15 protein-coding genes are annotated in these 19,550 nt (G+C 59.1%); 9 read left to right on the top strand and 6 right to left on the bottom strand.

The genetic code is table 11. From position 1 onward, the window contains the following. Positions 1 to 23 precede the first annotated feature (23 nt). From HBO11_RS11195 to HBO11_RS11170, 6 genes are all read right to left on the bottom strand, one after another. The gene (locus HBO11_RS11195) at positions 24 to 1,982 is read right to left on the bottom strand and encodes a hypothetical protein (RefSeq protein ID WP_169954538.1); all 1,959 of its coding nucleotides are present in this window, start codon (positions 1,980 to 1,982) and stop codon (positions 24 to 26) included. A gap of 222 nt (positions 1,983 to 2,204) precedes the next feature. Continuing rightward, on the bottom strand, positions 2,205 to 2,651 hold the full coding sequence (gene moaE, locus HBO11_RS11190) for a molybdopterin synthase catalytic subunit MoaE (RefSeq protein ID WP_169954539.1): 447 nt from the start codon (positions 2,649 to 2,651) through the stop codon (positions 2,205 to 2,207). A gap of 2 nt (positions 2,652 to 2,653) precedes the next feature. Continuing rightward, the gene (gene moaD / locus HBO11_RS11185; protein WP_169954540.1) at positions 2,654 to 2,896 is read right to left on the bottom strand and encodes a molybdopterin converting factor subunit 1; all 243 of its coding nucleotides are present in this window, start codon (positions 2,894 to 2,896) and stop codon (positions 2,654 to 2,656) included. Continuing rightward, positions 2,893 to 3,366: a cyclic pyranopterin monophosphate synthase MoaC gene (gene moaC / locus HBO11_RS11180; RefSeq protein WP_057438233.1), complete on the bottom strand. Its 474-nt coding sequence runs from the start codon at positions 3,364 to 3,366 to the stop codon at positions 2,893 to 2,895. Before moaC ends, moaD begins: the two co-directional genes overlap by 4 nt. 149 nt (positions 3,367 to 3,515) lie before the next feature. Continuing rightward, positions 3,516 to 4,910, bottom strand: a complete 1,395-nt coding sequence (locus HBO11_RS11175; RefSeq protein WP_169954541.1) for a PhoH family protein — start codon at positions 4,908 to 4,910, stop codon at positions 3,516 to 3,518. 323 nt (positions 4,911 to 5,233) lie between these two features. Beyond that, entirely contained in the window at positions 5,234 to 6,358 is a 1,125-nt protein-coding gene (locus HBO11_RS11170) for a polysaccharide deacetylase family protein (protein ID WP_169954542.1), read from the bottom strand. A 149-nt stretch (positions 6,359 to 6,507) separates the two neighbouring features. Here HBO11_RS11170 and yaaA point away from each other — a divergent pair, with 149 nt between their 5' ends. The 9 genes from yaaA (at position 6,508) to HBO11_RS11125 (ending at position 19,440) form a co-directional block, all read left to right on the top strand. Continuing rightward, positions 6,508 to 7,287 (top strand): peroxide stress protein YaaA, encoded by a 780-nt coding sequence (yaaA, locus tag HBO11_RS11165; RefSeq protein WP_170058882.1) that lies wholly within the window; start codon positions 6,508 to 6,510, stop codon positions 7,285 to 7,287. Between the two features lie 813 nt (positions 7,288 to 8,100). Continuing rightward, positions 8,101 to 9,417 (top strand): nucleotide sugar dehydrogenase, encoded by a 1,317-nt coding sequence (locus tag HBO11_RS11160; protein ID WP_169954544.1) that lies wholly within the window; start codon positions 8,101 to 8,103, stop codon positions 9,415 to 9,417. A 145-nt stretch (positions 9,418 to 9,562) separates the two neighbouring features. Further along, on the top strand, positions 9,563 to 11,047 hold the full coding sequence (gene alg8, locus HBO11_RS11155; protein ID WP_169954569.1) for a mannuronan synthase: 1,485 nt from the start codon (positions 9,563 to 9,565) through the stop codon (positions 11,045 to 11,047). Between the two features lie 37 nt (positions 11,048 to 11,084). Next, a complete protein-coding gene (locus HBO11_RS11150) occupies positions 11,085 to 12,254 on the top strand; it encodes an alginate biosynthesis protein Alg44 (protein WP_169954545.1) in 1,170 nt (389 codons plus the stop codon). A gap of 164 nt (positions 12,255 to 12,418) precedes the next feature. Then, positions 12,419 to 13,798, top strand: a complete 1,380-nt coding sequence (gene algK, locus HBO11_RS11145) for an alginate biosynthesis TPR repeat lipoprotein AlgK (RefSeq protein ID WP_169954546.1) — start codon at positions 12,419 to 12,421, stop codon at positions 13,796 to 13,798. Next, the gene (locus tag HBO11_RS11140; protein WP_169954547.1) at positions 13,795 to 15,282 is read left to right on the top strand and encodes an alginate export family protein; all 1,488 of its coding nucleotides are present in this window, start codon (positions 13,795 to 13,797) and stop codon (positions 15,280 to 15,282) included. The genes algK and HBO11_RS11140 overlap by 4 nt, the downstream gene beginning before the upstream one ends. Further along, on the top strand, positions 15,282 to 16,871 hold the full coding sequence (gene algG, locus HBO11_RS11135) for a mannuronan 5-epimerase AlgG (RefSeq protein WP_169954548.1): 1,590 nt from the start codon (positions 15,282 to 15,284) through the stop codon (positions 16,869 to 16,871). The genes HBO11_RS11140 and algG overlap by 1 nt, the downstream gene beginning before the upstream one ends. Before the next feature lie 11 nt (positions 16,872 to 16,882). After that, complete coding sequence (locus tag HBO11_RS11130) at positions 16,883 to 18,331, top strand: alginate O-acetyltransferase (RefSeq protein ID WP_169954549.1); 1,449 nt, start codon at positions 16,883 to 16,885, stop codon at positions 18,329 to 18,331. 8 nt (positions 18,332 to 18,339) lie between these two features. Beyond that, positions 18,340 to 19,440, top strand: a complete 1,101-nt coding sequence (locus HBO11_RS11125) for a mannuronate-specific alginate lyase (protein ID WP_169954550.1) — start codon at positions 18,340 to 18,342, stop codon at positions 19,438 to 19,440. Positions 19,441 to 19,550: the final 110 nt, after the last annotated feature.

Here is a 19,550-nt window from a genome sequence, read left to right as displayed (position 1 = left end):
ACTCGCGATCAGAAATCGCACACTCACGCATCTCTCAGTTCTAAACTACGCCCACTGTCCGCCTTCTCTATAAAAAATCTATGCTCACATCCAAAATTATCCCAGACACGCAATGTACTTTTTGTATCACCTTCAACAATTGGATTTTTTGTCCAAATTTTCACTACACGAAAAATAGTAGACACAACATTGTATTCAATATAAGGATTAAGAAAGTTAGCATTTCTCTGAACATCATGAGTCCGCAGCTTCAAGCCTGGCACATCTTTTTGCAAGACAACACCGGCCTTACAATACCGATATCCATCTCTGTTGATTTTTTGCGAAAATGACGTTTGAAAGTAATCACCCTCATCATTGACTTGCAAAGGGTTGTCAAGCCCCATCGTGGAGACAATCCTCAGTCCCGCCGGTGGATTATAATAAAAAACATCTGCGTCACTATTAGCATCATGCTGCGCATCAAAATCATGATAAACTGTCAAATCGCGCACGCTTAGACGGTATGGTCTAATCGGAAGAATATCAATTGAACTACCACCTGGAGTAGATATCGGATTAGTTGTATAAACAACCCCATCTATTATGATTCTGGCCATGAATTTTTGAGTTTCGATCGGAGTGGTCGAGTCGAAACGCATATACCGATCAATTATTTCTGAAAACGGTACCGAACCATTATCATCCGGGCCTATGTTGCGTTGCTCATCTTCCATGATGCCATCTCTCACCCAGCGTCCCGTGTCAAACATGTTTTTTTCAACATCACAAGACCATCCAGGCGGCAATACTTCGTGTACATTTGTTGAGTAACGTGTAATCGTCACACTAGCACGCTGCTCTGCAGTCAGTGGAACAGGACCTGCACCCTCGCGCTCCAATAGCACCTCGACCTGGACCTTGCACTGATGACGACCGTTGCTATAAAGAGCATCCGTCCAAGTTTGATTATTAGGAAGCTTTATCTTGAAATAGGTCAAGTTTAGGTTTGGCCCCTTATCTTTTATACGCAAGCCTTCATAGTTAGCACCGGCCGACTCCAATACAAACTGATGTAAGTTTCCAAAATTATCTATTAAACTCCATGTGCTATTCGAGTCGTGCGTAACATCAACTTTCAAAGCAAGAGATCGTGCCGTTATTGCCCTCATGATTGTCGGCCGCATATCAGTCCGCACATAATGATTGTAAACCGGAATACCGTAAGGCTTGAATATATCCGACCGCATAACGGGAGAGTTCCCTTTATTAACAACTACCCCCCCCTTATGGGGAGTGTTATTGCCCTGTTTTGCATAAGCGTAACCAGTCTGAAAATGGTCACCCTCGTAGTCCATATCCAACGGCCGGTCAAGACCTTCTTGCGCAACGAACACCACCCCAGCAGGAGGAGTCCAATAATATACCGTCGCATAGAACGTTGTATCCGAAACTGCTGCATGTTTATACTCAACCAAATCTTTCACAGAGAGTCTAAATGGAACCACTGGCTGGAGGGTAACCGACGAATCAAAACTGCTATCTTCCGCCAACGACTTGGTTTTATAAACCTGACCATTCAAAACCATACATGCTACAAGTCTGACTGACTCCATAGAGCCTTGCGAACTGAAACGCAAGTAACGAGAAACCCTCTGAACCAGGGGACCCGGATTATAATCAGTTGGTTTCAGTTCTACTTTTTTATCACCTTCCCAAAGCCCTTCACTGTAAATATTTTTTCTCTCATCACAACTCCAACCACTAGGTAAAAATCCTCCATCCTCTGAAAAAAACGAAACAACTCTGATACTTTCAATTTCTTCATCAGTTAATTCAGTACGCTCCCATACCCCAATTCTATTTGGGCACTCTTTTATTACTTCAACAACAACCTCACATTGATGGCGCCCGTTGGCATAAAGATTATCCGTAAAGTTCGACCCATCCGGGCATGTAACCCTGAAATGGGAAAGCCTGGACAGTTTATTTTCCTCAGTCATTTTTTCTCCCTGAAACTTTCATCTTCGATGAAGTACAATCGGAGGCATAACTACTTAATACAGCCTGGTTATCTCTAAAGGAAAACCCAATGCCCGTGAGTGTAATTAAGTATTAAATGAGAATGACGAACAACTGTCAGAATTGACAGTTGTGCAGAACCTTTTGGCCTAAACCAAAGGCTTTATAGGTCAAATAGAGCTAGTAGTGGGTGCTGCTCGCCACTACCAGCGATCCGCCGCCGCATGATCACTGTCGCGCCCCTCCACCCAGCGCGGCCCCTCACTGGTGTTTTCCTTCTTCCAGAACGGCGCGCGGGTCTTGAGGTAGTCCATCACAAACGCACAGGCATCAAACGCCGCCTGGCGATGGGCACTGGCAGCCGCTACGAACACGATGGGCTCGCCAGGCTCCAGGGCGCCGATGCGGTGCAGCACTTCCAGCTTGAGCAGCGGCCAGCGCTGCTCAGCCTCGACAGCGATCTTGGCCAGGGCCTTTTCGGTCATGCCGGGGTAGTGTTCGAGGAACATCCCCGCCACATCGAGGCCGTCGTTGAAATCGCGTACATAGCCGACAAAGCTCACCACCGCGCCCACGCCTACATTGGCGGCGTGCATGGCGTTGACTTCGGCGCCGGGGTCAAAGGGTTGGGCTTGCACACGAATGGCCATGGTCAGCCTCCGGTCACGGGCGGGAAGAAGGCCACTTCATCGCCGGCCTGCAAAGGCTCGTCGAGGGCGCACAGTTCCTGGTTGCGCGCGCACATCAGGCTGGCCTCATTGAGCACCTCGAAGCCAGGATCTGCGGCCAGAGCCTGGCGCACGGCATCGACGGTGGCGAAGTCGCCTTCGACCTCCAGGGAGTCCAGGCCTACCGCCTCGCTGTAGCGCGCAAAAAACAGTACGTGGATGCTCATGCCTGGTCCGCCTTGAAATGCCCGCTCTTGCCGCCAAGCTTTTCCAGCAGGCGGATGTTCTCGATGGTCATGCCACGGTCCACCGCCTTGCACATATCGTAGATGGTCAGCGCGGCGACACTGGCGGCCGTCAGCGCTTCCATTTCCACGCCGGTCTGCCCGGACAGTTTGCAGCGGGCGATGATGTGTACGGTATTTTCCCCTTCGGCGGCCAGCTCAACCTTGACGCCCGTCAACATCAGCGGATGGCACAGGGGGATCAGGTCGCTGGTTTTCTTCGCCGCCTGGATCCCGGCGATGCGGGCCACGGCGAACACATCGCCCTTGGGGTGGGCGCCGTCGACGATCATTTGCAGGGTCTGGGGCAGCATGCGCACCCGCGCTTCGGCCACGGCTTCACGGAACGTCACGGTTTTGTCGGTGACGTCGACCATATGGGCACGGCCCTGGGAATCGAGATGAGTCAGCACGGGGATACTCCTGATCAGAAGCCCCCGATTGTAAACCCAACGCAGATCAAAAGGTGGGAGCTGGCTTACCTGCGATAGGAGCGCGTCAGTCAACTTATCATCGACTGACCCACCGCTATCGCGGGCAACCCCGCTCCCACACTGGGCGGTTACAGGTGGGATTCGGCGTATTCAGCCAGAATCGAGCGAGGGACGCCCTGCAAGGCGATGTGCACGCCGTTCGGGAAATCCTTGAAGCGTTCCGTCAGGTAGGTCAGCCCGGAGCTGGTCGCGGACAGGTAAGGGGTGTCGATCTGCGCCAGGTTGCCCAGGCACACCACTTTGGAACCGGCGCCGGCACGGGTGATGATGGTTTTCATCTGGTGCGGGGTGAGGTTCTGGCATTCATCGATCAAAATCAGGCTCTGCTGGAAGCTGCGACCTCGAATGTAGTTGAGGGATTTGAACTGCAACGGCACTTTGCTGAGGATGTAGTCGACGCTGCCATGGGTGTTTTCGTCATCCATGTGCAAGGCTTCGAGGTTGTCGGTGATCGCTCCCAGCCACGGTTCCATTTTTTCCGCTTCGGTGCCGGGCAAAAAGCCGATCTCCTGGTCCAGGCCCTGCACGCTGCGGGTGGCGATGATGCGGCGATAACGCTTGGTGACCATGGTCTGCTCGATGGCCGCCGCCAGGGCGAGGATGGTCTTGCCCGAACCCGCCGCGCCGGTCAGGTTGACCAGGTGGATGTCCGGGTCGAGCAACGCGTACAGCGCCAGGCTCTGGTAAATATCACGCGGTTTCAGGCCCCAGGCTTCCTGGTGCAACAGGGGTTCCTGATGCAGGTCGAGGATCAGCAGCTTGTCGACCTGGATCTCTTTGATCCAGCCTACAAAACCCTGTTCGTCGATGATGAATTCATTGATATGCACCGCCGGCAAGTTGTCGGTCAGCTGTACCTGATGCCAGGTGCGGCCATGGTCCTGGCGGGTCTCGACCTTGCTGACGCGGTCCCAGAACGAGCCGGTCATGGTGTGATAACCACGGGACAGCATCGATACGTCGTCGACCAGTTGGTCGGTACTGTAGTCCTCGGCGGCGATCCCACACGCTCGTGCCTTGAGGCGCATATTGATGTCTTTGGTCACCAGCACCAGGCGCAGGTCCTTGTCACGTGCGTGCAGGTCGATCAGTTGGTTGATGATCTTGTTGTCGTTGAGGTTTTCCGGCAGCAGGCTGTTGGGTTCGCTGCGCTTGCTCATCAGGATCGACAGCAAGCCCTTGGGCCCGCTCTTGCCACGCTGGATCGGTACGCCGACTTCCACATCCTCGGGCGAGGCTTCGCCCAGGGTCTTGTCGATCAGGCGGATCGCCTGGCGACATTCGGCGGCAACGCTGTGGTGCCCGCTTTTGAGTTTGTCGAGTTCCTCGAGCACGATCATTGGGATGGCGACGTGGTGTTCTTCGAAATTGAGCAAAGCGTTTGGATCGTGGATCAATACATTGGTATCAAGCACATAAAGGATTGGCTGGTCGGAAGAAGGGTTACGTCCATGATCATCCATACTCGGTCACCTTTGTGGGAGCCAGTCGACGCAATACCACAACAGTGCTGCGCCTCGATTCGACCGCCGAACACACCGCAAAGGGAGTCTGGGAAGACGCCACCTGTGGTGCAGGTTTCGGCGATCTGCCTTCGTAATACCGCAAAACCCATGACAGGAAAAAGCACTTTGACGCTTTTTTGAAGTTTATTTTTCAGGATGACGAATAGCACTGGCGGGCCGCCACACACACCGCTAAAGTCGGAAGTCCGCCTGCATCGAAATGTCGCAGCAAATCACCCCGAAACGCCATCATCCCCAACAGGGCCGGGCCTTTGCGCTTTTCAGCGAAACGCCTCCCGACAGTCCTGCCAGCCCAGCCCACTTTGCGCCGTTGCCTGGAGCAACAGCGGCAATGCGACCCGCGCCTTGTCCTGGGTGTCGTGGAACACAATCACCCCTTTGCGCCACAACAGCATCAGCGTCAGCACCCGCTGGGCCGACTCGTCGGCCTTGAGCTGGCCGGGCTCGTCCTGGGAGTCGATATCCCATAGCGCCACTTGCAGGCCCTGGCCCTGGAAGAAGCCCTGGCTGTCAGCCCGCCGCTGGCCGTAGGGCGGGCGAAACAGCGGCACGTAGTTTTCCGGCAACAGGTTCTGGGTCAGTGATGCCGTGCGGGTGATCGAACTTTGCCAGTCGACCCAATGGCTATGGGAGCGGTACTGCCAGCCCTGGATGCCCACGCACTGGCCCTGGTACAACGCCTGCATATCGGCGGGCGAGGTCTTTTCCAGGCGGGTTTGCAGGCTATTGCCGAGGGCAAAAAAGGTCGCGGTCATTTTTTGCTTGCGCAGGTAGTCGGCCAGCCAGTCGGTATTACCGCTGATCGGTGACGGGCCGCCATCGAAGGTCAGTAAAAACAGGCGGTCATTGAGTTCATCACCGTTGCGCTCGAAATCGCCAAAACGTGCGACTTCGCTGCTGATCTGTGGAAACAGGGCGGCCTTGCGCAACAGCTCGTCCAGGTAGCGCTGGTGAAACGCGCGGCTGGGGCCGGCCCAGCCTATATAGAAGGACTGCTCGCCCACCGCGAACTTGCCGGCCTGCTCGCGCAGGTCGTCCATGTTGTCCACCAGGTAGCAGAACGAGGCGTCCTGCTCGCAGCTTTGCTGGGCAAATCCGTAGTTTTCCAGCAACCGTTGCCAGAGGTGGCGACGCAGGTCGTCGATGGCCCCCTGATTGATGATCTTCAGCCCCAGGCGCTGCTTGAGGGCCGGCTCATCCAGGGCCTCGCTGGCCAGCAGCGCGTTGGCGAACATGAGGATTTCAGCGCGTGACGCCACATCGAACAGCGCCGGGCTGCTGAGTTTTTCCGGCCAGGTGCCGCGGTCCAGGCTCGCGACATCCACACTGGCCGCCTGGGCACCCAGGCAGGTCAGCCAGGCGCACAACAAAAGCGCAATTCGCACAACGGGTCTCCCCCTCCAGAGTCGTCGGCCACTATAGCCGATGAGCCGGCTTGCCGGTGCCGACAGAGAATGGGTGGCTATTGACGCGATAGGTGGAGTCGAAGGCCCCAACCCCCTAGAATCCCCCGACGATTACAGGAGACGACTTCATGCTGATGGTGATTTCCCCAGCCAAAACCCTCGATTTCGAGAGCCCGCCTGCGACCCAGCGCTTTACCCAGCCGCAATACCTGGACCACTCCCAAGAGTTGATCGAGCAGTTGCGCGAGCTGAGCCCGGCGCAGATCAGTGAACTGATGCATGTTTCCGACAAGATCGGCGGCCTCAACGCCGCGCGTTTCGGCAGTTGTACCCCCGCCTTCACCCCGGCCAATGCCAAGCAGGCGTTGCTGGCCTTCAAGGGCGACGTCTATACCGGCCTCAACGCCCAGACCTTCAACGACGCCGACTTCGCCTACGCCCAGGATCACCTGCGCATGCTCTCGGGCCTGTACGGCCTGCTGCGCCCGCTGGACCTGATGATGCCGTACCGCCTGGAGATGGGCACCAAACTGGCCAATGCCCGTGGCAAGGACCTGTACGCCTTCTGGGGCACACGCATCAGCGAATGGCTCAACGAAGCCCTGGCCGAGCAAGGCGATGACGTGCTGTTGAACCTGGCCTCCAACGAATACTTCTCGGCGGTCAAGCGCCCGGCCCTCAACGCGCGGATCATCAACACCGAGTTCAAGGACCTGAAGAACGGCCAGTACAAGATCATCAGCTTCTACGCCAAGAAAGCCCGGGGCATGATGAGCCGCTTCGTCATCGAAGAACGCATCAACGACCCGGCGCAGCTCAAGCAGTTCGATGTACAGGGCTATCGCTTCAGTGCCGAACAGTCCAAGCCGGACAACCTGGTGTTTTTGCGCGACCACGCACCGCAATAGGTCACCAATACAGCGCAAATCTAATGTGGGAGCTGGCTTGCCTGCTCCCACATTTTTATCTGCATTTCCCCAATGAAATAGTCATTAATTTGACGTCAAAAATATTTCTTCAGAATTCCTAACGTTTCTTTCACTCGACATTCGTCAGTTTTTTTCGTAGTGGCACCACTTTTTTAAAACAGTAGTGGCATAAAACTATATCCCCGCGCCAACTCCCTATAACCACTAGCCCAATCCGCAAGTGCTATCAATATAGTACCAGTGCCATCTTTCCTAATATTTCAAGAAATTTCGAGAAACAGGATGAGCGGCCCGGAACTATGTCTTCCAGGGCCGCTCATACCACCGGTAACGATTATCTCTGTTCATGTGCGATATGACTTACACAGCGACCAAAAGAAGTAGTGAAGTTGTCACATACAACTATGACTCTTCGGTCTAATTACCAACTGTTTAGTTGAGGGCGGGCGATAAGGTTGCATGACCATCCCCTACAAGGCCAAGGCTAAGCCTACCCGAATGGGCCAGTGAGACAACCCAAGGCATTGATAGATAAGGGTTTCATGTCCATATCAAGGCATTGCGGCACTGGCGCCAGACCCTTCTCACCGAAGGCTGGCTGCATTTCAGGGCAAGCCCCAACAACAAGGCCAAGTTGCGCACAACTTGAGTGCATTAGTTAGTCACTCGACTTTTAACATGCCTGCACATGGCAATGCAGTGTCTATTCACGGCATTACCTAGTGCATGAGTGACGCTTGAAAACATGAACTCCGGCCATCTAATGGCGTGATAAAGATAGAGGTAAATGCGATGCGCATCAGCATATTTGGTTTGGGTTACGTGGGTGCAGTATGTGCCGGTTGCCTGTCTGCACGGGGCCACGAAGTGGTCGGCGTGGATATTTCCAAGGATAAGATCGACCTGATCAACGCGGGTAAATCCCCCATCGTTGAACCCGGCCTGGGCGAACTGTTGAGCCAGGGCATTGCCACCGGCCGGTTGCGCGGTACCACCAACTTCGCCGACGCCATCCGCGATACCGACCTGTCGATGATCTGTGTGGGCACGCCGAGCAAGAAAAACGGCGACCTGGAACTCAACTACATCGAAGCGGTATGCCGCGAGATTGGTTTTGTCCTGCGTGACAAGACCACCCGCCACACCATCGTGGTACGCAGCACCGTGTTGCCCGGCACCGTGGCCAACGTCGTGATCCCGATCCTCGAAGACTGCTCGGGCAAGAAAGCCGGGGTCGACTTCGGTGTCGCGGTCAACCCCGAGTTCCTGCGCGAATCCACCGCCATCGCCGACTACGACCAGCCGCCGATGACCGTGATCGGCGAACTGGACAAAGCCTCGGGCGACGTCCTGCAGTCGCTGTACGAAGAACTCGACGCACCGATCATCCGCAAGGACATCGCCGTTGCCGAGATGATCAAGTACACCTGCAACGTGTGGCACGCCACCAAGGTCACCTTCGCCAACGAGATCGGCAACATCGCCAAGGCGGTCGGCGTGGATGGTCGCGAAGTGATGGAAGTGGTCTGCCAGGACAAGACCCTCAACCTGTCCCAGTACTACATGCGCCCAGGCTTTGCGTTCGGCGGCTCGTGCCTGCCAAAAGACGTGCGCGCCCTGACCTACCGCGCCAGCACCCTGGACGTGGAGGCGCCGCTGCTCAACTCGCTGATGCGCAGCAACGAATCCCAGGTGCAGAACGCCTTCGACATCGTCTCCAGCCACGACAAGCGCAAGGTCGCCCTGCTGGGCCTGAGCTTCAAGGCCGGCACCGATGACCTGCGCGAAAGCCCACTGGTGGAACTGGCGGAAATGCTGATCGGCAAGGGCTTTGACCTGAGCATCTACGACAGCAACGTCGAATACGCCCGTGTGCATGGGGCCAACAAGGACTACATCGAAGGCAAGATCCCCCACGTGTCGTCCCTGCTCAACTCGGACTTCGACGATGTGATCAACAACAGCGACGTGATCATTCTCGGCAACCGCGACGAGAAATTCCGCGCCCTGGCCCAACAAGCCCCGCACGGTAAGCAAGTGATCGACCTGGTGGGCTTCATGTCCCAGGCCACCAGCGTCAATGGGCGTACCGAAGGCATTTGCTGGTAACCGCGCTGATCGCCGGCAAGCCGGCTCCTACAGGTCGCGCATGTCATGTAGGAGCCGGCTCGCCGGCGATGGCGCCCCACTGTAAGCCTGCCACAACCCCATCGGGCCACCCCACAGGCTCGCCCGAGACTCCAGACGGATGCAGATTATGCACAGGCTAAAGCACGGCCTCCTTCAGGCCGCCGGTTGGCTGTTGTTTTTAAGCGTGTTGATGTGCCTGGCCCTGGCGTTGCCGGCGAGCACATTCGACTCGCAGTCGAAGAATTTCATTTTCCTGATTGGCGCCGTTGGCATCTGGCGCTACTCCATGGGCGCTACGCACTTTGTGCGCGGCATGCTGTTCCTGTACGTGGTCTACCCGCACCTGCGGCGCAAAGTGCGCAAGCTGGGCAAGGCGGCGGACCCCTCCCACGTGTTCCTGATGGTCACCAGCTTTCGCATCGACGCGCTGACCACCGCCCAGGTCTACAGCTCGGTGATTCGCGAGGCCATCGAGTGCGGCTTCCCCACCACCGTGGTCTGCTCGCTGGTGGAAATGTCCGATGAGCTGCTGGTCAAGAGCCTCTGGGAAAAGATGAACCCACCGGCTCACGTCAAGCTCGACTTCGTGCGCATCGCCGGCACCGGCAAGCGCGATGGCCTGGCCTTTGGTTTCCGCGCCATCTCCCGCCACCTGCCGGACGACCGCGCCGTGGTGGCGGTGATCGATGGCGACACCGTGCTCGCCGAAGGCGTGGTACGCAAGACCGTGCCGTGGTTCCAGCTGTTCGGCAATGTCGGCGGCTTGACCACCAACGAGTTCTGCGAAGTGCGCGGCGGCTACATCATGAGCGAGTGGCACAAACTGCGCTTCGCCCAGCGCCACATCAACATGTGCTCCATGGCCCTGTCCAAGCGCGTGCTGACCATGACCGGACGCATGTCGGTGTTCCGTGCCAGCGTGGTCACCGACCCCGGCTTTATCGCCGACGTGGAAAGCGACTCGCTGCAACACTGGCGCCTGGGCCGCTTCAAGTTCCTCACCGGCGATGACAAGTCCAGCTGGTTCAGCCTGATGCGCCTGGGCTACGACACCTTCTACGTGCCCGATGCAGCGATCAACACCGTCGAGCATCCACCGGAAAAGAGCTTTATCAAGGCCAGCCGCAAGCTGATGTTCCGCTGGTACGGCAACAACCTGCGCCAGAACTCCCGGGCCCTGGGCCTGGGTATGGGCCGACTGGGCCTGTTCACCAGCGTGGTGCTGTTCGACCAGCGCGTGTCGATGTGGACCTCCCTGCTCGGCCTGACCGTGGCGATCATCGCCACCTTCAAGTACGGCGGCGCGTTCATCCTCGCTTACCTTTTGTGGATTGGTATCACCCGCCTGATCCTGACCCTGTTGCTGTCGTGCTCGGGCCACAAGATCGGCCCCGCCTACCCGGTGATTCTCTATTACAACCAGATCATGGGCGCGCTGGTGAAGATCTACGTGTTCTTCCGCCTCGATCAACAATCCTGGACCCGCCAGGACACCAAACTGACCCGTGATTTGGAAAGCGCACAGCGTTGGTTCAACACCTGGTCGTCTCGGACCATGACCTTCTCCGCCGGCAGCATTTTCGTCGCCGTGTTGCTGATGATGGTCTGACCCTGCCAAGCCTGAATTAACTTAAGGAAATGCCCTGATGAACAGTCAAGTAAACGCCAATGTTGTCCACGAATCCGAAGCCCAGCGCCAACACGCCCGGGTCAAAATCCCGGCCAAGCTGCGCTTCTTCGGCGCCGACCGCACCCCCATGGAAGTACGGGTCATCGACCTGTCCGCCGGCGGCCTGGCCTTCAATGCCGCCCAGCAACCGCTGAAGGTTGGCGATGTGCATAAGGCGCGCCTGCAATTTGTCATCGACAACCTCGGCCTGGCGATGGACGTGGAGCTGTTGATCCGCTCCCACGACCGCCAGACCGGCCGCACCGGCTGCCAGTTCCAGAACCTGGATGCCCAGGATATTTCCACCCTGCGCCACCTGATCACTTCGCACCTGTCCGGCGATATCGTGACCATGGGCGATGTACTGGCGACCTTGCAGCGCGACAACTTCACCAAGGCACGCAAGGTCAAGGACAGCGGCAGCGGCATGACCGCCTTTGGCCGCCTGCGCGCCGTGACCTTCAGCCTGGCGATCTTCCTGGTGGGCCTGGCGGCATTCGGTTTTGTGTTCAAGTCGGTGTACGGCATGTACTTCGTCAGCCACGCCCAGGCCGGCCTGGTCAGCGTGCCAGGCATGAACGTCACGATGCCCCGCGACGGCACCGTGCAAAGCCTGATCAAAGACAACGGGGTTGCCGCCAAAGGCGCGCCACTGGCGACCTTCAGCACCAGCATGCTGGATGTGCTCAAGGGCCACCTGGACGAAGACCAGCTGCAACCGGCCAAGGTCGAAGAGCTGTTCGGCAAGCAAATGACCGGCACCCTGACCTCGCCCTGCGATTGCATCGTCGCCCAGCAACTGGTGGCCGACGGTCAATACGCGAGCAAGGGTGATGTGATCTTCCAACTGGTGCCGCGCGGCAGCCAGGCGAATGTCGAGGCGCGTTTCTCCTATCGCCAGTTCGGTGATGTGCGCCCAGGCACCCCGGTGAGCTTCCAGGTCGCCGATGAGGAACAGACCCGCACCGGCACCATCGTCAGCAGCACCAGCCTCAACAGCGCCGACCTGTCCTCGGATATCCGCGTGCAGATCAAGCCCGATGCCCCGCTGGACAGCGCCTATGCCGGCCGCCCGGTAGAAGTGACGAGCGACCGTGGCCCGTCCCTGAACTGGCTGATTGATAAAGCCATGGCTGCTGGTTTGTAAGCGAGGATTTGCCTGTGAACCCTATCTCAAGAACAACACAACCCTTGTGGGAGCCCACTTCTGTGGGAGCCGGGCTTGCCCGCGATAGCATCGACTCGGTGCAGCAGGCACACCGAGTCGCGCGCATCGCAGGCAAGCCAGCTCCTACAAAAGCTCGCTCCCCCATGCGACCTGTGGCGCTGCTGGCATTGGCCGTCACACTGGCCGGTTGCGCCGGCCTGCCCGACCAGCGCCTGGCCAATGAAGCCCTCAAGCGTGGCGACACCGCCACCGCCGCGCACAATTACCAGCAACTGGCAGAACTGGGCTACAGCGAAGCCCAGGTCGGCCTGGCCGATATCCAGGTCGGCAGCCGCGACCCGGCGCAGATCAAGCAAGCCGAAGCCACCTACCGCGCGGCCGCCGATATCTCGCCCCGCGCCCAGGCCCGTCTCGGCCGCCTGCTGGTGGCCAAGCCCGGCGCCACCGAAGCCGAGCACCGTGAAGCCGAAGGCCTGTTGAAAAAAGCCTTTGCCAATGGCGAAGGCAACACCCTGATCCCCCTGGCCATGCTGTACCTGCAATACCCCCACGATTTCCCCAGCGTCAACGCGCAGCAGCAGATCGATACCTGGCGCACCGCCGGCTATCCGGAAGCCGGCCTGGCGCAGGTGCTGCTGTACCGCACCCAGGGCACCTACGACCAGCACCTGGATGACATCGAAAAAATCTGCAAGGCCGCGCTCAGCAGCACCGATATCTGCTACGTCGAACTGGCCACCGTCTACCAGAAGCGCGAGCAGCCGCAGCCACAGGCCGAACTGCTCAAGCAGATGCAAGCCGGCTACAGCCGTGGCACCGTCAGCGCCCAGCGGGTCGACAGTGTGGCCCGTGTGCTGGGTGATGCCTCACTCGGCAAGACGGACGAAAAGACCGCCCAGGCCCTGCTGGAAAAAATCGCCCCCGGCTACCCGGCGTCCTGGGTCAGCCTCGCGCAGCTGCTCTACGACTTCCCGGAACTGGGCGACGTCGAGCAAATGATGAAGTACCTCGACAACGGCCGCGCCGCCGACCAGCCCCGCGCCGAACTGCTGCTGGGCAAGCTCTACTACGAAGGCAAGTGGGTGCCGGCCGATGCCAAGGCCGCGCAAGCGCACTTTCAGAAAGCCCAGGGCCGGGAAGTGGCCGCCGATTACTACCTCGGCCAGATCTACCGCCGTGGCTACCTGGGCCAGGTCTACCCGCAAAAAGCCCTGGATCACTTGCTGACCGCCGCGCGCAACGGCCAGAACAGCGCCGACTTTGCTATCGCCCAACTGTTTTCCCAAGGCAAGGGCACCCAGCCCGACCCGCTCAACGCCTATGTGTTCAGCCAACTGGCCAAAGCCCAAAACACGCCGCAAGCCAATGAACTGGCCGCGCAACTCGAACAACAACTGCCGCCTGCCCAGCGCGCCGAGGGCCAGCGCCTGCTGCAACAAGAGCTGGCCGCCCGTGGCGCCTTGAGCCAAAGCGCGCTGCAACTGCACGCCCTGCAAGAAGAAGACGGCGAGGAAACCCTATGAAACTCAATCCATTCGTCAAGGCCGGTATTGGCCTGACCTTCGCCCTGCTGTGGTCGTGCCCGACCCTGGCCGCGCTGACCGAAGACAAGAACTTCGGCCTGGAAGTGAAAGTCACCGGCCAGTCCGAAGATGACCGCGACCTCGGCACCCAGCGCGGCGGCGACGTCAACGGCATCGGTCTGGATGTGCGCCCGTGGATCTATGGTGAGCGCGGCGCGTGGAGCGCCTACGCCATGGGCCAGGCGGTGGCGTCCAGCGACATCATCGAGACCGACACCCTGCAACAGTCCGATGGCGACACCACCGAGCAATCGAGCAACAACGACCGCAAGACCAAGAAAAACTACCTGGCCCTGCGCGAGTTCTGGGTCGGCTACAGCGGCTTCACCCCCTACCCTGGCGAGATCCTCAAGCTGGGCCGCCAACGCCTGCGCAATGACGACGGGCAATGGCGCGACACCAATATCGAAGCGCTGAACTGGACCTTCGACACCACCCTGCTCAAGGCCAATGTCGGCGCCGCCGAGCGCTTCAGCGAGTACCGCACCGACCTCAAGGAACTGTCCCCCGAAGACAAGGACCGCCAGCACTTCTACGCCGACGCGGCCTACCAGTGGACCCCGGGCCACTGGGTTGGCGTGCGCGGCCATCACAGCCATGACGACGGCAAGCTCGACTACCCGCAACCGGGCGTGGCCGCCGACTCATTGGACAAGCGCCAGAACGGCGACCTGACCTGGCTCGGCCTGGAGGCCAACAGCGACGCCTATAACTGGCGCAACACCAACAGCGTCAACTACTGGGCCAGCGTCACCGGCATGCAGGGCGAGCGCAGCAACGTCAACGCGTTGAACGCCGACGGCAGCCGCCCGGCCAACGCCAAGCGCAATACCGATGTGGATGGCTGGGCCACCGACCTCGGTGTGCGCCTGCGCCTCGACCCGCAGTGGCAAGTGGGTGCGGCCTATGCCCGCGCCAGCGCCGACTACGAACAGAACGGCCTGCAAAGCAACCGCTCGAACTTCACCGGCACGCAATCGCGGGTGCATCGTTTTGGCGAGGCGTTTCGCGGCGAGATGAACAACATGCAGTCCATGAGCCTGTTCGGTTCCTGGCAGTTGCGCGACGACTACGACGCCAGCCTGGTCTACCACAAGTTCTGGCGTGTCGACGGTAACAAGCCGGTGGGCAGCAATGGCATCGACGCGGTGCAGAACAACTACGACGACGTCACCGGCGCCGTGCTGTCCAGCGCCTCCCTGCCTTTGGAAGACGGCAAGAAAGACCTCGGCCAGGAGATGGACCTGGTGGTCACCAAGTACTTCAAGAAGGGCCTGCTGCCCGCCGCCCTCAGCCAGTCGATCGACGAACCGTCGGCCCTGGTGCGCTTTCGTGGCGGCGTGTTCAAACCGGGCGACGCCTATGGCAAGCAAGTCGACTCGTACATGCACCGCGCCTTTGTCGATGTGATCTGGCGTTTCTGATGGGAGCCTGCGCAATGAATCCTCACGCCCTCAAAGGCTCGGCCCTGCTCGCTGCGGCAATGCTGCTGGCGTGCGCCCCGGCCTTTGCCAATGTCGAGCCGCAGGTCAAGGCGCCCACCATCGCCAAGGAACTGCAACAGGCCAAGACCTACACCATCACCAGCCCGCCCACCGCGCCGCTGGAGCTGGCCAAGCCGACACTGCCGGACCTCTCGGGCTACACCGCACAAGCCGTGGCGAAGAAAATCGTGCGCAGCAAGGCCGGCAAGGTCAGCGTGCGCCGGATGATGCAGGAAAACGCCCTCAAGGACTTTATCGGCGGCGACAACAAGATGGCCGAATGGGTGGTGCGCCAGCACGGCATTCCCCAGGCGATCTTTATCGACGACGGCTACATGAACCTCAAGGACCTGCTCCAGAAAGTGCCCAAGCAATACCTGAGCGAAACCTCGCCCGGCGTGTTCCTGGCCAAGCTACCGATTGTGGTCGGCGAAAAAGGCATCCTCGAAATCGATCAACAGACCCAGGAACTGCGCCTGTCCCAGGAGGCCGGCGCGTTCCTGGTCAACGACGGCCAGCTGTTTGTGCGCGACACCAAGATCACCGGCTGGCGCGAGAAAACCAACGGCCCGGCGACCTTCCGCTCGCCCAAGGAATTCCGCCCGTTCCTGCTGGCCTGGGGCGGCACCCAGACCTACATCGTCAACAGCAAGATGGCCAGCTTCGGCTATGCCAACAGCAAGTCCTATGGCGTGAGTATTTCCCAGTACACGCCGAACATGGCCAAGGTCCTCAAGCGCCCGGAGCCCACCGGCTGGATCGTCGATTCCGAGTTCTCGGACATGTGGTACGGCTTCTACTGCTACGAAACCACCGGCTTTGTGATCAAGGGCAGCACCTACAAAGACAACATCGTCTACGGCATCGACCCCCACGACCGTTCCCACGGCCTGATCATTGCCGACAACACCGTGTACGGCACCAAGAAGAAGCACGGCATCATTATTTCCCGTGAGGTCAACGACAGCTTCATCTTCAACAACCGCAGCTACGACAACAAGCTTTCGGGCCTGGTGATCGACCGTAACAGCGTGAACAACCTGATCGCCGACAACGAGATCTACCGCAACCACACCGACGGCATCACCCTCTATGAGAGCGGCGATAACCTGCTGTGGGGCAACAAGGTGATCAGCAACCGCCGCCACGGTATTCGTATCCGTAACAGCGTGAACATCCGCCTGTACGAGAACCTCGCCATGGCCAACGGCCTGACCGGCGTCTACGGCCATATCAAGGACCTGACCGACACCGACCGCGACATCGAGCTCGACCCGTTCGACACCAAGGTCTCGCTGATCGTGGTCGGCGGCGAGCTGGCGGCCAATGGCAGCGGGCCGCTGTCCATCGACTCGCCGCTGAGCATCGAGCTGTACCGCGTGTCGATGCTCGCGCCGACCAAATCCAGTGGCATCAGCTTCTCCGGCGTTCTGGGCGAGCGCCAGGAAGAGATTCTCGACTTGCTGGTACGCCAGAAAAAAGCCGTGCTGATCGACCCTGTCGAACGCCAGACCCCATTGCAGGACTGAGGATGACCTTTATGCACCCACACATGATCAAGCTGCTCAGCCTCTCGGGTTTGACCCTCGGCATCCTGGCCGCCAGCAGCGGCGTGCGCGCCGATGAAGCCAAGGCGCCGAGCTTTACCGCCGAGCCGTGCTGCAACCTGTGCCCCGAGGCTCATGACGCAAAGAACTACACCACCCGCTACCAGCAGAATTTCACCACCCTGGTACAGGCCCAGGGCGACTGGCTGTTCCGTACCCAGGAAGACCTGCGCACCGAATTCGACACCACCCCGGCCGGCTACAAACGCATGCAGCAACTGCACGACGCGTTCAAGAGCAAGGGCGTGGAACTGGTGGTGGTCTACCAGCCGACCCGTGGCCTGGTGAACCGCAACAAGCTCAACCCGGCAGAGAAAGCGCGCTTTGACTTCGACAAAGCCCTGGGCAACTACAAGAGCATGCTCGGGCGTTTTGCCAAGATGGGCTATGTGGTGCCGGACCTGTCGCCGCTGACCAACGAGCAATTGCCGGACGAACTGCCGGCCCACGATTTCTACTTCCGTGGCGACCAGCACTGGACCCCCTATGGCGCCCAGCGCACTGCGAAAATCGTCGGCGCCAAAGTGCGCGCCATGCCCGAATTCGCCGGGATCCCCCAGCGCGAATTCGAGACCAAGAAATCCGGGCGCATGGGCAAGACCGGCACCCTGCACAACATGGCCGGGCAACTGTGCGGCACCAGCTACGCGATCCAGTACATGGACCAGTTCAGCACCGAGCCCAAGGGCGAAGCGGCGGACGGCGACCTGTTCGGCGACTCCGGCAACCCGCAGATCACCCTGGTGGGCACCAGCCACAGCGGCAAGAACTACAACTTCGCCGGTTTCCTGGAACAGGAAATCGGTGCCGACATCCTTAACGTCGCCTTCCCCGGCGGCGGCCTGGAAGGCTCGATGATCCAGTACCTGGGCAGCGAAGAGTTCCAGAAAAGCCCACCGAAGATTCTGATCTGGGAATTCTCGCCGCTGTATCGCCTGGACCAGGAAACCATCTACCGCCAGATGATGGCCCTGCTCGACAACGGCTGCGAAGGCAAGCCGGCGCAGATGAGCGCCAGCACCACTCTCAAGCCGGGCAAGAACGAGTTGATGGTCAACAGCAAGAACATGGACCTGCGCAACAGCCGTCACCAGGTCGACATTCGCTTCGCCGATCCCTCGGTGAAAACCCTGCAAGCCACCCTCTGGTACATGAACGGGCGCCACGAGGACATCAAGATCGACAAACCCGAGACATCCGAGACAGACGGGCGTTTCGCCTTTGAACTGCGCACCGATGAAGACTGGGCCTCGCAGAACCTGCTGGCCGTGGAAGTGCAGGGCCCCGAAGCGGGTGCTGCGGCGCAGAAAGTCGAAGCGAAAATTTGCACACGCAACGTATTCCCAGCGGGTGGTCAACAGACTGCCTCTGCCGGGCAATGAGGTTACCTATGCAGAAGTTATTGATTCCAACGTTGCTCGGCCTGGCGATGTTTGCCGGCCACGTCAACGCCGCCGCACCGCTGCGTCCGCCCCAGGGCTACTTCGCGCCGATTGAAGCGTTCAAGACCGGCGACTTCAAGAACGACTGCGACGCCATGCCCACGCCCTACACCGGCTCGCTGCAGTTTCGCAGCAAATACGAAGGCTCCGACAAAGCCCGCTCGACCCTGAATGTGCAGTCGGAAAAAGCCTTTCGCGACAGCACCGCCGATATCACCAAGCTGGAAAAAGACACCAGCAAGCGGGTGATGCAGTTCATGCGCGACGGTCGCCCGGAGCAATTGCAATGCACGTTGAACTGGCTGGTGAGCTGGGCCAAGGCCGATGCGTTGATGTCCAAGGACTTCAACCACACCGGCAAGTCGATGCGCAAATGGGCGCTGGGCAGCATGGCGTCGGCCTATGTGCGCCTGAAGTTTTCCGAGTCGCAACCGCTGGCCAAGTACCCGCAGCAATCGCAGCTGATCGAAGCCTGGTTCAACAAACTGGCCGAGCAAGTGGTCAGCGACTGGGACAACCTGCCCCTGGAAAAAACCAACAACCACTCGTACTGGGCCGCCTGGTCGGTGATGGCCACGTCCGTCGCCACCAACCGTCGCGACCTGTTCGATTGGGCAGTGAAGGAATACAAGGTCGGCGCCAACCAGGTTGACGCCCAGGGCTACCTGCCCAATGAACTCAAGCGCCAGCAACGGGCCTTGGCCTACCACAACTATGCGCTGCCGCCACTGGCGATGATCGCCAGTTTCGCCTTGGTCAACGGCGTGGACGTACGCCCGGAAAACAACGGCGCGCTCAAGCGCCTGGGCGACAAGGTGCTGGCCGGGGTCAAGGATCCGCAGCTGTTCGAGCAGAAGAACGGCAAGGAACAGGACATGCAGGATCTGGAGCAGGACTCGAAATTCGCCTGGCTCGAGCCCTTCTGCACCCTCTACACCTGCGCCCCGGAGGTACTGGAGCGCAAGCACAAGATGCAGCCGTTCAAGACCTTCCGCCTGGGTGGCGACCTGACCAAGGTCTACGACCCGGCGCATGAAAAAGGCAGTTGATGGAACGGGTTACACATGTGGGAGCGGGCTTGCCCGCGATAGCGGTCTGACATTCAGCATTGATTTCAACTGACACACCGTTATCGCAGGCAAGCCAGCTCCCACAGAGA

Origin of the sequence: Pseudomonas sp. WS 5010, assembly GCF_012985565.1 — a bacterium.
Lineage (GTDB): Bacteria > Pseudomonadota > Gammaproteobacteria > Pseudomonadales > Pseudomonadaceae > Aquipseudomonas.
The sequence above is the reverse complement of the archived record's forward strand: the minus strand, read 5'-3'. Positions and strand labels throughout refer to the sequence as shown.

Excerpts from the sequence above, each read along its gene's own strand:
- HBO11_RS11195 (WP_169954538.1), bottom strand. The coding sequence starts at position 1,982 with ATGACTGAGGAAAATAAACTGTCCAGGCTTTCCCATTTCAGGGTTACA.
- moaE (WP_169954539.1), bottom strand. The coding sequence starts at position 2,651 with ATGGCCATTCGTGTGCAAGCCCAACCCTTTGACCCCGGCGCCGAAGTC.
- algG (WP_169954548.1), top strand. The coding sequence starts at position 15,282 with ATGGGAGCCTGCGCAATGAATCCTCACGCCCTCAAAGGCTCGGCCCTG.
- HBO11_RS11125 (WP_169954550.1), top strand. The coding sequence starts at position 18,340 with ATGCAGAAGTTATTGATTCCAACGTTGCTCGGCCTGGCGATGTTTGCC.
- HBO11_RS11160 (WP_169954544.1), top strand. The coding sequence starts at position 8,101 with ATGCGCATCAGCATATTTGGTTTGGGTTACGTGGGTGCAGTATGTGCC.
- moaD (WP_169954540.1), bottom strand. The coding sequence starts at position 2,896 with ATGAGCATCCACGTACTGTTTTTTGCGCGCTACAGCGAGGCGGTAGGC.
- yaaA (WP_170058882.1), top strand. The coding sequence starts at position 6,508 with ATGCTGATGGTGATTTCCCCAGCCAAAACCCTCGATTTCGAGAGCCCG.
- HBO11_RS11150 (WP_169954545.1), top strand. The coding sequence starts at position 11,085 with ATGAACAGTCAAGTAAACGCCAATGTTGTCCACGAATCCGAAGCCCAG.
- algK (WP_169954546.1), top strand. The coding sequence starts at position 12,419 with ATGCGACCTGTGGCGCTGCTGGCATTGGCCGTCACACTGGCCGGTTGC.
- HBO11_RS11140 (WP_169954547.1), top strand. The coding sequence starts at position 13,795 with ATGAAACTCAATCCATTCGTCAAGGCCGGTATTGGCCTGACCTTCGCC.
- HBO11_RS11175 (WP_169954541.1), bottom strand. The coding sequence starts at position 4,910 with ATGGATGATCATGGACGTAACCCTTCTTCCGACCAGCCAATCCTTTAT.
- HBO11_RS11130 (WP_169954549.1), top strand. The coding sequence starts at position 16,883 with ATGCACCCACACATGATCAAGCTGCTCAGCCTCTCGGGTTTGACCCTC.